A 13,453-nucleotide genomic window follows, 5' to 3' on the forward strand; every position below is an offset into this window, starting at 1 on the left:
GGCGGTCTATCTCTTGTTTTCGGTTGCTTGCTTCCTTACCGTACATGAGCATTATTAGACCCGGTATACCATTTATTATTATCAGGATTATAAATAAGACGTGTATTCCAATTTCCTTCTTGAATTGTGGAAGCATAGATGATCGCATTGTCCATGGTAGGATTATTATAGGAGCTTTTATGATTGAAACAGATTTGGATCTTATAGTCCCCTGATGGCAATTTCGCTGTTTCAACGACTCCCTTTTCCAAAGAAGGCCAGTCCCCTCCATAAATTTCATTTTTCATAAACTTACGTATTTGATCGTTATTCATATAACCAATACATTCTTTCATGAGATCTGAATCTTTTACAAATTCCTGCATGATTGAAATCACCGTTTGTTGAATTCCTTTTGGTGTATAATCCAGATTATCGCTGGCAATACTTCCATGTTTTGAGCATCGAATTAAACTCACAACACCTTTAATTTCGATTGCGGTTAACTTTCCTCCTGACGCGCATTTCGGTGTGGAAATAAAATATTCATCATCTTTGTTCTTTAATAAATCCCCAATCGACACCGGTTCACCTTTGATCTGGTAAGCATTGTACATTTCCATGACTTTCTGCCGTGTCTGCTGACACTGGACTTCAGCCGCAGTGGACGTAAAGCCTGTGAGTCTTGGAACCAATATGAGTAACAAAGCAACCAGGATCGCAACGACGACGATTAACTCGATTAATGTGAAACCGCGCTTCTTTTGTTTTTGCATAATTATACACATCCCTCTTTGATAACCATTATATCATGCTTTAGCGATTGAGAACCAGTGAAACAATCGTAAGAAAAAAGCGTTGACAGACGAGATTAAGGCTTTACATCGGCAGTTTCTGTGACTATAATTAAGAACGTAAAGGTAGAGAAAAGAAGAGTAGCTTCTCCATTTTCTGAATCAGAGAGCCTGAGTCGGTGAAAGCAGGACAGAAAACAGAAGCGAACATGGTCTTGGAACTGATTATCCGAACAGCGTAGGATAAGACGTGACTTCGCGTTAAGAAGCAAGCGCATATCGAAAAGATATGAAGTAAGGTGGTACCGCGCGAAATCAGCGTCCTTTCAGGGACGTTTTTTTATTATCAAAAAGGAGGAATTATCATGAGCGAAAAATATTACATTACAACGGCGATAGCCTACACGTCGGGCAAGCCGCACATCGGCAATACCTATGAAATTGTTCTGGCCGACAGCATTGCCCGGTATAAGAGAATGTTGGGATACGATGTTTTCTTCCAGACCGGAACCGATGAACACGGTCAGAAGATCGAAGACAAAGCCAAAGCCGCAGGCGTAGCGCCGCAGCAGTTTGTCGATCAGGTCGCAGGGCAGATCAAGGAAATCTGGGATCTGATGAATACGTCCTACGATAAATTTATGCGGACAACCGATCCGGATCATGAGCGGCAGGTTCAGAAGATCTTTAAGAAACTGTATGATCAGGGCGATATCTACAAATCAGAATACGAGGGCTGGTATTGCAAGCCTTGCGAATCATTCTTTACCGAAAGCCAGATCGTCGATGGGAAATGTCCGGATTGCGGTGCGCCAGTTGAAAAAGCGAAGGAAGAAGCCTATTTCTTCCGGATGAGCAAATATGCGGATCGCCTGCTGAAGCATATCGAAGACCACCCGGAATTCATTCAGCCGGAATCCCGCAAAAACGAAATGATCAACAACTTTATCAAGCCGGGTTTACAGGATCTCTGCGTTTCCCGGACATCCTTTACCTGGGGCGTGCCGGTCGACTTTGATCCGAAGCATGTCGTCTATGTCTGGATCGACGCGCTGACCAACTACATCACCGGTCTGGGTTATGACTGCGATGGCAATCATGGCGAAAAGTTTAAGCATTACTGGCCGGCGGATGTTCATCTGATCGGCAAAGATATTCTGCGTTTTCACACGATCTACTGGCCGATCATGCTGATGGCGCTGGATCTGCCGCTGCCGAAGCAGGTGTTCGGTCATCCATGGCTGTTAGTGGGCGAGGGCAAGATGTCCAAGTCCAAGGGCAACGTGATCTATGCGGACGATCTGGTTCGTTACTTCGGCGTCGACGCCGTGCGCTACATCATGCTTCATGAAATGCCGTTTGCCCAGGATGGCACGGTCACCTATGAATTAATGATCGAGCGGATCAATTCCGATCTGGCGAATATCCTCGGTAATCTGGTCAACCGCACGCTGTCGATGACCAATAAGTATTTCGGCGGGTTAGTCCATAACGCAAACGTCAGCGATCCGATTGATGACGAACTGATCGCCTTGGCTAAAGCGACGCCGGCGAATGTTCAGAAAAAGATGGACGAGCTGCGGGTTGCGGATGCGATCGACGAGATTTTCGCTCTGCTGCGCCGAAGCAATAAATATATTGACGAAACAATGCCGTGGGCGCTGGGCAAGGATGAAACGAAGAAAGATCGTCTGGCTACCGTATTGTATAACCTGCTGGAAAGCATCCGGATTGCGGCCGTTCTGTTGGAAAGTTATTTGCCGGAAACGTCGAAAGCCATTCTCGATCAGCTCAATACGCAGCAGCGCAGCTATGATTCCGTGCTGACTTTCGGTCAGCTGGAAGATGGGATTCACGTAACGCCGAAGCCGCAGATTCTGTTTGCGCGGATTGACGAAAAGGAAATGCTGGAAAAGATCGAAGCGGAACAGCCGAAGAAAGCGCCGGTAAAACCAGCGGAGCCGGTGAAGCCGCAGATCACGATCGACGACTTTGCGAAGATTGAAATGAAGGTCGGACAGGTTCTGTCCTGCGAAAAGCATCCGAAGGCGGATAAGCTGTTGGTGTCTCAGATTGACATCGGTGAAGAAAAGCCGCGGCAGATTGTCAGCGGGATCGCGGGCAGCTATAAGCCGGAACAGATGATCGGTAAGAAAGTCGTCGTCATTACCAACTTGGCGTCGGCCAAGTTAAGAGGCGTCGAGTCGCAGGGTATGATTTTAGCCGGAATGGGCGAGGATCAGATCGAGGTGCTCTCCGTTGAAAAGCTGCCGGTCGGCAGCACGGTTCGCTAAGTCTCAGGAATTCCTTGCTGGAATAAAGAAAAAAGAAAACGCAGAATGAGAGAGTTCTCTCACGCTGCGTTTTTTTGATGGTGATCGCCAGTGATGACGTTGATTTTATCACCTGTAAAAAATTTTGCGAATTTCCGTTTTTCAATACTGCGTGTAAATCTGTTCGATCCGATCAAGCAGGGAATCCGTCGAATTGCTGAACCATCCTGTCGAATAAGCCTGATAGTTAAGGCGAAGAGTATGATCGCCGTAGATCTCAAGATTCCAGGTCTGATTTCCATCGCTGAGAAACAATTTTCCTGTTCTTACGGGGATTTCATGAGCGGTTTTCTGAGAAAAGAAGAGAGTACGGGTAAAACGATCTTTTTGAAAAAGCAGACTGAGCTCCCTGATTGTATCTTCCTCCGTGATTTCAATCGGCTCGCACGCTGTATCGCTGGTTATGATTTCACAATAAGTCAGGCTGATTATCCTGGAATTGGCAATGAGCATTTCTAAAGAAACCGTCGTTTTGATTTTAAAGCCGCAAAATCCAAGAAACAAGAGAATGAAACTCAGACTCAGGCCGATACTTTTTTTCATTTTTCTCCTCCTTGGCGAAGTGAATTCTTGTAAATATCCTGCCGGTCAGCTGACTTTGCATCCAGAACCTTTGCAGCCGCGTTTAACGAGCGACCGTCAGACAGGACTTCTGACTTTATATTATCATAAGCCGGCGGCGAACTTCCATGATATAATCAAACCAACAGAGAGAGGGAGGATCAACTCATGCGGATTGACGATTATGCAAAATGGCTGCGGACATTGGTTTCCGAAGCTGTCGTTCAGAACTATATCAAGCGCTGCCGGCGGGTGGAAAAGAATCTGGACGTCAGTCTTGATCTGGAATTCAGAAAAGACGGGGGTGCTTCCCTGCTGGATCAACTAACGTATACAACGGAAGACTGGCAGAAACATCGTCCGCTGCGCTGTTCCTTAAACTTCAAGGCCGGATCAGACTGGTACAACGGGTTGGCTTCCTTAAAAACAGCGGTTAAAAAATATTTTGAATTCTGTCAGGTTTCCGTTTCATCGCAGGAATATTGAACTTTCAATCAGATTCAAAAAAGAAGAAAACGCGCGGCAGGGACAGCGCTGATGTCCGCTTGATGAAAAGCTGGAAATGGAGGATCAGAAAATGAACGACACACTTCAATTCGCCACGCGCGGAGAATTCAGGGCATGGCTGGAAGACCATTGCTTATCTGAGGAAGGAATCTGGCTGGTGTTGTGCAAGGCAGGCGGGCCGAAAACGATTAAAGCGGGCGAAGCGCTGGAAGAAGCGCTTTGTTTCGGCTGGATTGACGGTCAGATGCAGAGTCTTGACGATAAAACGTATCGCAAATACTTTTCGCAGCGCCGCGGGAAGAGTAAGTGGTCGGAAAAAAACAAGCAGCTTGTTCAAATGCTGGAAGAACAAGGCCGGATGACTGATTCAGGTCGGAAAAAGATTGCAGAAGCCAAAGCGAACGGACAATGGGACGCGCCGAAACCGGCGGCGGTTACCGAGGAACAAATTGCGTCGCTTTCCGCCGTTTTGGAAGCTTATCCCCAAGCCTATTCCAACTTCCAGGCGATGTCCATGTCGGTTAAAAAAACATATACCCGCGCTTTCCTGGATCCTAAAACCGAAGCGGGGCGGGTTAAGCGCATCGCCTGGATCGTTGACCGGCTGAACAAGAACTTAAAACCGATGTGAGAGAGAAGTAAAATTAAACAAGCAGGAAAAACGCTGTCAGATTCAATGGCAGCGTTTTCTCATGGACTTTAAAGAACCGGCGGATCGGTATTAAATAAAGACTGGCGTCAAAAGAACGCCAGTCTTTCGCAAGACTTTATAACGAATTGACCGGTTGATGCACAAATCAAAATTGACTTTTCATTTACCAATCGCCTGAGTGAAAAAAGCCCGCATATCCGCTCCCAGCAGTTTCGCGCTTTCTTCTCCCAGATAAGCCATGTGACCCGACGGATATTCACCGATCACAACCCGGCTTGGATCTAAATGGGAATGTGTTGCCAGATAACGGGCGTTGCCGGCTGTCGTGCAGAGATCGTACAAACCGCTGGCAAAGAAGACGCGCAGCTTCGGATTGCGCCGCATCGCTCCGGCTAATGCCTGAGCCGGCGAGGATTTTGACTTTCGCTGCCACGTTTCGTTGACGTCGAAGACCAGTCCCTTACTGCTGCGGTTGAAACTGATGTTCAGCTCCTTGCAGATCAGCGCGAAAGCCGTCTGGAAGGCAGGCGTGTACTGGCCCATCGCTGGATCATCCGCAATGACGTTGGCATCCCGGATCGCCGGATCGTCTTTCCAGGTATAGCGGCCATCATAGAAACCAACGGCCAGTCCCTGATCCTTTAACAACAGATGGGCAAATTCCTTCTGCATATCAATCCGCAGATGATGGCGAATCCAGAACTCGGTTTCAATGCCGGTGAAATACGTCAGTTTTTCTGCGATGGCCGCCTGTTTTGCTTCCGGCAGCGCGTCGCCCTGAAACAAGGCGCTCAGGTATTCTGTTTTGGCGAAATCGAAGGCCTGAGCGATAAAAGCATCCCGATCCGGTTTGCCTTCCGGATGATGATAGTGATTTGTTGCCGCCATCGTGATCAGATTCACGGCAGATGGTTCTGCCGGATTGGCTTCAAAGAACGTGCTGCCCAAAAGCATGATGCCGCTGACGGACAGCCCCAGCGTATCCGGTTTGACCGGCCCCGCGCCCAGCAGCTCCGCCGCTAACAAAGCCGAACGGCCGGTGCCGTAGCTCTCGCCAGCTAACAGGATCGGGCTGTTGCGCCGGTTGTAACGGGTCAGCCATTGTTCGATGAACATCGCCATTGCCTTCACGTCGCCATCCGCGTCATAGAATTCAGCGCGCGCTTTTTCCTGAATCAGGCGTCCAAAGCCGGTGCCCACCGGATCGACCAGAACGATGTCGCACAGATCCAACAGACAATGCGGATTGTCTTCCAGCTCAAAGGGCGGCACGGTCGGCAGATGCAGCTCATCTTCCAGCTTGACGCGCCGCGGACCAAACAGTCCGGCGTGGATCCACAAACTGGAGCACCCCGGACCGCCGTTATAGGCGAACAAAACCGGACGGGTTGCCGGATCCGCAACATCGCTGCGGAAATACGCGTAAGAAAAGATCGTTGCGGTCGGCTGCCCTTCCTCATCGACAAAGAAATTATCTTCGCTGACGGTGCGGTATGGGATCGTCTGACCGTTCAAAACGACCGAGCCTTGCGATTCAAAACGGGACTTTTCAAGACATTCTTCAATTCTCATGGATTTCTCCCCCACTTTCTGATTGCTTAATTTTTAGTATACACCACGGCGGAAGCGGATGACAAGCAGGGAAGTCGGTTCAGAGCGAACGTGCGCTATAACTGAACGGGAGCGTGGATGCAGGCGAGTGTGCCTGAGGGCAGCCCGGTGCGTTCCGCGAGAACGGCACATTTGACTTTTAACAGGAAGTAACGGTTTTTATCCGGCTGATCGATCAGGCATTCGAAGTTGGCCTGACCTTTGCTTATCAGGACGTCGGCTTGACGGTAAACGGCCTGGAATTCTGCGCCAGTCCGCGCAATCAGCGTGCCGGGCGTATCGTCGCCGCTGCTTATTATTGTTGCCCATCGTTCGATTCCAGCCTGCCGAGCATCGGCAGCGATCACATCGTTGACAACCGGACAACCGCGCACGGCATAATAAAGCTGCAGTTTCGGATTCAAAATACGGATCTGTTCCAGAAGCAGCCTGTCGATCATCACTTCGCCAAAATTATCGCCCAACGCCAAAACGGTCTGCGCCCGGATCAGATCCTGCCGGAAAGTGTCCGTTTCCTTAAAGGGTGAAGAGGAACTCAGAATGACATGTTGGAAATCCTGAAGCATCTGCGTGAAATCTGGCTGATGAAGCGGATTAAAATCGAAACTGTTGGCCAGCGCAGCCAGCCGCAGTGCTTCCGCAAACGGATCGGCTGCCGAGCGGATTCGCCTGATCAGCGCCGGGATTTCTGCCGCCACCTGTGTGTTGACCTGTTTTCGAAGTGAAGCGTAGGGATCTCCGGTTTTTGCTTTTTGCTTGATCAGGCGGTAAAGCAGGCCAATGGCCAAAGGCGCGGGCTGATCAAAATCAACGTTGGCGAGCGTGTGGAAAAAAGCGCGGTAGAAAGCGGGACGGGAAGCGGCGGGGATCAGGGCGGCGCAGCGGACGCCCAACGATACCAGACAGGGCAGGCATGCTTCCTGGATTTTCATGATTTACCTTCTTTCGTTTTTTTGTCAGATTCTGGTTTGAGTATACCGGAACCAGATTGGAAGAGGCAACCCCGGACTGTCAGCTGACAGACTGACGCGTTAAGCGAGTCAGCCTGAACTACCTGCCATGACATCAGGTGGACGTCATGGGACTGACGCCATAAAAAAGCGGCAGATCCGGGGGAAATCCGCCGGACACATGCCGCTTTGAATACTTTTAAACGTTGGATTATTTGTTAGCCGCAGCCAGCTGACCTGCGATCCGTCCATAGTAGACAGCGCCGCCGATGGCCATGCCGCAGCACGGATATTCGTCGCCGAACAGTCCGGTGAAGGCAACTTCGCCTGCCGCATACAGACCCGGGATCGGATTGTTTTCCGTATCCAGAACCTGAGCGTTGATGTCTGTTGTCAATCCGCCGAAGCTGACGGTAACGCTTGGATTCATCGACAAGGCATAGTAAGTGTCACCCTCGATCGGGATCATCTTTTCCGCCGGCTTGCCGAAGTCTTCGTCAACACCCTTGGCGCACAGCTCGTTGTAACGGGTAACCTGATCCGTCAGAACCTTGGCGTCAACGCCCATTAAACCTGCCAGTTCTTCCAGTGAGGAAGCTTTCAGCGTGGAATCCAGCGTCAGCGCATACTGGACAGTCGGCGCGGTTTCGTTCGCGCTGGCGATGTACCAGCCGTGATCCGTTCCCGATTTGAAGATCGCGTCCGCGACATGATACATATAGGTATATTCGTTGGCAACCCGTTCGCCGTTGCCATTGAGGATCAGACCTGCTTCTTCGTTGATGCCGACGCCGGAATAGTAGTTCAGGTAAACTGTCTGAATTTCCGGAGCGTCAAAAATCTTGGCGTTGACCTGTTCGCCCAGCTTCAAGCCGTCGCCGAGGTTGCCGGCCGGAACGCCTGTCGCGTATTTATCACCGATCGAAGCGGCATACCGGCTTGTCATTTCACGATTGCTGGCATATCCGCCGGTAGCGATGATGACGTTTTTGGCATTGACAGTCACCTTACTGCCGTCAGCTTTGGTTCCGCTTAAGCCGATAATCGCCCCGTCCGCATCCTTCAGGATGGTATCAGCGGTGGTGCCGTAGAAAATCTCACCGTTGTTTTTCAGATATTCTTCCGTCATCGGCACTGTGATGTTGCCGCCGAAGCCGTCGGTCATGCCGCCGCCATGATGGCCTGCCGCATTGGTCGTGTTATGAACGCGCCACGGCGTCAGCGACTGATGGATGGCTTCCACGTCGTAGATCATCACGCCCATGTCTTCCAGCCACGTCATGTTTTCAACCGAATTGTCGCAGAATGCCTTGACCATTGCTTCATCCAGCTGATCGGCGCCGGCCATGGTTTTCATGTATTCAAGCAACTGATCCGGGGTGTCTTCATATCCCTGTTTCTTCTGCCATTCAGTGCCGGCTGCCAGAAGCTTGCCGCCGCTGCGCGTCGTCGCGCCGCCGGTAACGCCCTGCTTTTCCAGAATGACGACTTTCGCGCCGGCTCGGGAAGCTTCGATACCGGCCGCCAGACCGGCTGCGCCGGCGCCCGCGATGACAACGTCTGCGTCGAGCGTGACATCTTCAGCTGTCTTCTCAACCGGAACGTTTTTCAATGCTTCCGCATCGCCGCCCGCTTCGGTCACAGCGCTGGCTACTGCCGTTTTGATCGCCGCGGTGGTGATCGTGGCGCCGGTGATGTTGTCGACGCCTAATGACTGAGTTTCGACAATCTGCATCGGCAGAACTTCAACCGGGGAAGTTTCCAGGCCGTAGCCGATTCCGTAGGTTTCCTGATGATCTTTGACGACGATGTCTGTAATCGCGTCTTCGCTGACTGTCACTTCCACGGTGACGTCGCCCTTCATGCCGGGCGCGGCTGCCGTGTAGGTGCCGGCTGTGTAGGTCTGTTTGGCGGCTGCGTCCGGGCTTGGTTCGGTTTTCTTACCACTGTCGCCGCAGGCTGCCAACGACAGAACCATCGCTCCGCACATCAGCAGCGCCGCAAACTTGCTTGCTTGTTTCTTCATTTCTTTCCACTCCTTTTTGTTAAGGCTTTCGCAAAGTGATTATACAATGTCCTGTCGCAGGAAGGTCAATCCCTACTTTTATGCGGTCAAAGATTAGTGTATAATGAAGAAAAAGGACAACTATGTGAATATTTACAGCGCTTTCACAGAATAATCCGAACAAAACCGTTCCCTAAGAGGATGGTTTTGTTGTCTGATTTCCGGATCCATTCTCCATTTCGGATCCGATGCGCTATTACTGCGCCAGCCGGCAGTTTTCGGCAGGAACCGGGATAACGATTCAGAGAGAGAAGAGGTGATTCCCTTGCGGATTCAACAAGTCTGCCGGCAGACCGGTCTGACCAAAAAAGCGATCTACTTTTATATTGACCAGGGATTGATTCATCCCCGCCGCAGCACGGAAAATAATTATCTGGATTTCAGCGAGGCGGATGTCGACAGTCTGCGGATCATCGCTTTTCTAAGACAATATAATATTCCCGTGGGTGAAGTGGAGAATTTGATCAGTCATCCAAGCATGACGAATTTTTGTCTGCATAAGCAGCTTGCCGGATTGCGCATGCAGCTGCTGCGGCAGCTGGGGCTGATCCGGTCGTTGTCCTCCTTGTTGACGGAACTGCCGCCGCAGTACAATGTTAACGATCTGACGGAACAGATCAGCCGGCCGACGGCGCCCAGCGAGGCGGATCAGTCGATGCTTGATCTGGTCTGCCCGGATCAGGATGCCCGCATGATATCAATTTTTATCTGGAGTTCGTTTTTAAACGTGCCGAAAAGCGAATATAGGCTGTTTCTGTGGGGAAAGATTACCGAGCAGGCGCAGCAGGATCTGAAAGGATCGCTGCGTTATGTCGCCCGGATTATTTATGCGCTGGAATTTGAACAAATTGAAAACGATGCACGTCTGCGCTATTATGCCGCCCGGGCCATCTTAACGATGGATGAAGCGTTGTTTGCGAAGTTGAAGCAACAGGTTCTTGATCAGCTGCGGAAGATGGCTGAAAATCCGCTGGATCAGGCGTATTGGAAAATGAACTATGAAAAAGTCACGCTGCCGCTGGTTCGCTTTGTCAACGGGCCATTAGGCGATTTGATCGGCGAATATAACTGCGAGTATCTGACTTATACTAAAAACATGCAGCGGCTGGCGGCCAGCGTGCGCCATGAACTGCTCGAAGGCACGGAACAGGAACTCTACCGGAGGCTGCTGCTGGTTTTGGACGGGAAGCTCGATCTCAACGGGTATCCGGGACTGGTCAGCTTTTACACGTTTGAAATGGGCCTGTATATGATTTTGCCGCTCGATCAGCAGCGCCGGCTGCTGGAAAGCTAGTGCCTCATCGTTCTTTTGTTTTTTCCTGTCACTCTGTGCGGAAACTGAAGATGCCTGACTTCTAAAAGCAGGCTTTTTTACGCTTACTCCTTACGTTTGTTCAATGGATAACTGTTCAATGGATAACGGCTTATCCAAAATAAAAACTCCCTGCCTTTGCACGCTTGCCATGGATCCGGAATTCCGGATTGACCAGACAGGCGGGGACGCAGCCCTTGAAGCGGCGGCACGGGAGTTTTTTTTATTTTATTTTGATTCGGGATTCCAGCTGCTGAATCCGGTCTTCCGCCCGTTTCTTCAGCAGGAAGACGCTGAGAATTTCCGCAACATAGGTCAGCACGTTGATCTGAACCTGATCCCACAGCCGCTTTTCCCGGCATTCATCAAAGCCGATGTAGCCCCGCGGCCGGCCCCGGTCCTTGATCAGACATTGAAGCATGGATTTGATCTTCTGCGGTTCCAGCAGGCGGATCTGCGCCGGGTTCAGGGTGTGAATATCCTGACAATAGAAAATTCCATTTTCATCGAAGTTTTTCAGATATTGGCCTTCAAGGTCTTCTTGATAGGAAATGTGCTGGAGATTCTCTTTTTCCGCAGGAATGCCCTGATTGCACCATTCGAACGTGTTAGTGCAGAACTGATCGTCGTCGCTGTTTTCAAAGATATAGACGCGGCTGACGTCAAAATGCCGGCCGATGATCCCCAGAATTTCCTGAATGCAGCGTTCCAGGTCCTGCGCGTTGTAAAGCTTGTTGAAAATGAATTCGCTGATCTGCGGCGTCTCGTCGGTTTTGCTCGTGTTGGAATCGATCCGGGCATTGACGGCCGACGCGCCCTCCACCATTGGGAAAAACGCGTTCTCATCAGCCAGCTGATTGTAAAAAGCGAACTGGTTCTTGCCTTTGCTTTTCATCGAATACAGCGCCTGATCGGCACGGTGGAACCAGTAATGGAAATCCGGATTGACGGGCGAGGTCATCGCGATGCCGACGCTGCAGGATACTTTCAGGATCTTCTGATTGCGCAGTTCAATGGACTGGAAGGCGTCGATAATCTGCCGCGCCTTCTTTTCCACCTGTTCTTTGGAGGGAATATTTTTCATGAAAACCAGAAATTCGTCGCCGCCGACCCGGCCGAGGATATCCTCGCTGCGAAACAGCCGGCGAATCCGGGACGTCGCTTCGATTAAGAAGGCGTCGCCGAACAGATGGCCGAGCGTATCGTTGACCCTTTTGAAGTCGTCGATATCAATGATCATTAAGGCATTCTGCGTCGACTGGGTGGTCAGCCATTCCTGAATTAACGTCTGCGCCGTCTCCTTATTATAATATTGCGTCAGCGGATCGCGCTGCGCTTTCTCCAGCAGTCTTTGCGACCGTCGTTTTTCTTCGTCGATATTGGATAGAATACCGATCGCCTTGACGGGTTTCTGATTTTCATCCAGCTGCGTAGTCACGCGGATCCGGAACCAGACCGGCTGATGCTGGGCGTTGTGCAGCTGCAGTTCATCTTCGATGTAGGCTCGGCCGGCGCGGATCTGGCAGCACAAATCAGTGAATAAATGCCGCTGTTCCGGATAAAAATTCGTATTCTTTTCATCCAGCAGTCCGGATACCGTCAACTGCAGCGGATATCCCAGATACTGCTTCCAGTTCTCGGAGAACGTGAGTTCATCCGTTGGAATATTCCATTCAAAAATAATATCCTGCGTCTGGTTCATGATGATTTCATAACGCTGCAGGCTTAATCGGAATTCCTCGGCAATTCGCTTGGATTCGGAGATGTCGACCAGAATGCAGCAGAAATACTGCCGCCCCCATTCGTCTTGAAGATAGCGTCCTTTATCCAGAACCCAGATCGGCTCGGCGTTTTTGCGCAGCAGCCGAAACTGTAGTTCCTTATCGCAGCCATGACGCAGCTGTTCGCGGACCTCGGCGAGCGTATTCTCAAAATCACGCGGATCGATCAAGGCGCGGAAGCTGTTGTGCAGCTCAGAACGGATTTCTTCCCGGGTGTAGCCGGTCAGCTGCAGGAAGCTGTCGCTGGTCTGCAAGAGCGTCAGCGGTTCGTCGAACAAGCAGTGAAAAATACCGCCCGGCATCTGATCCGGCAGAAATGTTAACGACAATTCCTGATTTTGATAAGCGCTGGAAGCGATCTGAGCCGGACTGATCTGGACGAAACAGAATTTCCCGCGGATTTGGTCGCGGATCAGCGTCAGGATCAGCGAATGACATTCTTCTCCCTGCAGCAGGGCCTTAACGGTGGTCAAACAGTACCGTTCGTTTAAAACCGAACTGATCGGCGTCGTCGTACAGATTAAGGTTTCGTGATGCCGCGACATCTGATTTTTAATATGGCTGCGGACTTGTTCGCGGCCGGCATAGTCCTGCGGCGGTTCTGTGGCGTGCCATTGGACGTTTTCATCCAGCAGCGATTCTAAACAGTTCCAGTCGTTGTCGACAAATAACGCCTGAATGAGGGAAAAAACCTGCGGTTCGCCAGAGAATTCCGAATTGTTCATGTGGACGATCCTTTCTTCAACGTTAAGCGATATGTTCATTATCCTAAGTGTACACCATTTCCCAACTTTGCAAAAGAGCGGAAAGGCTAAAATGCAATCTTTGTCGAAAGAACTCAAAAACGAGGGAATCTGCGGTCTTCGCCAAAGCTTCGCCGGAAATTCAGTTTACTATCATGAACTATT

The 13,453-nt window shown here is 50.5% G+C and carries 10 protein-coding genes and 1 other annotated feature; of the genes, 4 read left to right on the top strand and 6 right to left on the bottom strand.

The window, feature by feature from the left end; genetic code table 11:
• Positions 1 to 35: 35 nt before the first annotated feature.
• On the bottom strand, positions 36 to 755 hold the full coding sequence (locus AC5OW4_RS02635; RefSeq protein ID WP_493676613.1) for a prepilin-type N-terminal cleavage/methylation domain-containing protein: 720 nt from the start codon (positions 753 to 755) through the stop codon (positions 36 to 38).
• Between the two features lie 138 nt (positions 756 to 893).
• Positions 894 to 1,102, top strand: a binding site (T-box leader).
• A gap of 36 nt (positions 1,103 to 1,138) precedes the next feature.
• Between AC5OW4_RS02635 and metG the strand changes: the two genes are divergently transcribed.
• Entirely contained in the window at positions 1,139 to 3,067 is a 1,929-nt protein-coding gene (gene metG / locus AC5OW4_RS02640) for a methionine--tRNA ligase (RefSeq protein WP_195548194.1), read from the top strand.
• Positions 3,068 to 3,208: 141 nt separating this feature from the next.
• Here the strand turns inward: metG and AC5OW4_RS02645 are convergent, their stop codons facing one another.
• Entirely contained in the window at positions 3,209 to 3,649 is a 441-nt protein-coding gene (locus AC5OW4_RS02645) for a hypothetical protein (RefSeq protein WP_195397217.1), read from the bottom strand.
• A gap of 186 nt (positions 3,650 to 3,835) precedes the next feature.
• Between AC5OW4_RS02645 and AC5OW4_RS02650 the strand changes: the two genes are divergently transcribed.
• Positions 3,836 to 4,153 carry a hypothetical protein gene (locus AC5OW4_RS02650; RefSeq protein WP_072685304.1) on the top strand — a complete coding sequence of 106 codons (318 nt, stop codon included), beginning with the start codon at positions 3,836 to 3,838 and terminating at the stop codon, positions 4,151 to 4,153.
• 91 nt (positions 4,154 to 4,244) lie between these two features.
• The gene (locus AC5OW4_RS02655) at positions 4,245 to 4,805 is read left to right on the top strand and encodes a YdeI/OmpD-associated family protein (protein ID WP_295767580.1); all 561 of its coding nucleotides are present in this window, start codon (positions 4,245 to 4,247) and stop codon (positions 4,803 to 4,805) included.
• 180 nt (positions 4,806 to 4,985) lie between these two features.
• On the opposite strand, the gene AC5OW4_RS02660 is transcribed toward AC5OW4_RS02655, so the two are convergent.
• The 3 genes from AC5OW4_RS02660 to AC5OW4_RS02670 form a co-directional block, all read right to left on the bottom strand.
• Entirely contained in the window at positions 4,986 to 6,398 is a 1,413-nt protein-coding gene (locus tag AC5OW4_RS02660) for a S10 family peptidase (protein WP_295767578.1), read from the bottom strand.
• Between the two features lie 95 nt (positions 6,399 to 6,493).
• The gene (locus tag AC5OW4_RS02665) at positions 6,494 to 7,369 is read right to left on the bottom strand and encodes a damage-control phosphatase ARMT1 family protein (RefSeq protein ID WP_295767577.1); all 876 of its coding nucleotides are present in this window, start codon (positions 7,367 to 7,369) and stop codon (positions 6,494 to 6,496) included.
• 229 nt (positions 7,370 to 7,598) lie between these two features.
• Complete coding sequence (locus AC5OW4_RS02670; RefSeq protein ID WP_083538619.1) at positions 7,599 to 9,413, bottom strand: FAD-dependent oxidoreductase; 1,815 nt, start codon at positions 9,411 to 9,413, stop codon at positions 7,599 to 7,601.
• A gap of 304 nt (positions 9,414 to 9,717) precedes the next feature.
• Between AC5OW4_RS02670 and AC5OW4_RS02675 the strand changes: the two genes are divergently transcribed.
• Positions 9,718 to 10,746 (top strand): MerR family transcriptional regulator, encoded by a 1,029-nt coding sequence (locus AC5OW4_RS02675; protein ID WP_195548195.1) that lies wholly within the window; start codon positions 9,718 to 9,720, stop codon positions 10,744 to 10,746.
• Positions 10,747 to 10,987: 241 nt separating this feature from the next.
• Here AC5OW4_RS02675 and AC5OW4_RS02680 read toward each other — a convergent pair whose 3' ends face one another.
• The gene (locus tag AC5OW4_RS02680) at positions 10,988 to 13,270 is read right to left on the bottom strand and encodes a sensor domain-containing diguanylate cyclase (protein WP_072685308.1); all 2,283 of its coding nucleotides are present in this window, start codon (positions 13,268 to 13,270) and stop codon (positions 10,988 to 10,990) included.
• Positions 13,271 to 13,453 lie beyond the last annotated feature (183 nt).

The sequence above is a fragment of the Holdemania sp. genome, assembly GCF_986127675.1.

Coding starts and splice junctions, on each gene's coding strand:
- AC5OW4_RS02660 (WP_295767578.1), bottom strand. CDS start 6,398: ATGAGAATTGAAGAATGTCTTGAAAAGTCCCGTTTTGAATCGCAAGGC.
- AC5OW4_RS02665 (WP_295767577.1), bottom strand. CDS start 7,369: ATGAAAATCCAGGAAGCATGCCTGCCCTGTCTGGTATCGTTGGGCGTC.
- AC5OW4_RS02635 (WP_493676613.1), bottom strand. CDS start 755: ATGCAAAAACAAAAGAAGCGCGGTTTCACATTAATCGAGTTAATCGTC.
- AC5OW4_RS02680 (WP_072685308.1), bottom strand. CDS start 13,270: ATGAACAATTCGGAATTCTCTGGCGAACCGCAGGTTTTTTCCCTCATT.
- AC5OW4_RS02645 (WP_195397217.1), bottom strand. CDS start 3,649: ATGAAAAAAAGTATCGGCCTGAGTCTGAGTTTCATTCTCTTGTTTCTT.
- AC5OW4_RS02670 (WP_083538619.1), bottom strand. CDS start 9,413: ATGAAGAAACAAGCAAGCAAGTTTGCGGCGCTGCTGATGTGCGGAGCG.
- metG (WP_195548194.1), top strand. CDS start 1,139: ATGAGCGAAAAATATTACATTACAACGGCGATAGCCTACACGTCGGGC.
- AC5OW4_RS02655 (WP_295767580.1), top strand. CDS start 4,245: ATGAACGACACACTTCAATTCGCCACGCGCGGAGAATTCAGGGCATGG.
- AC5OW4_RS02650 (WP_072685304.1), top strand. CDS start 3,836: ATGCGGATTGACGATTATGCAAAATGGCTGCGGACATTGGTTTCCGAA.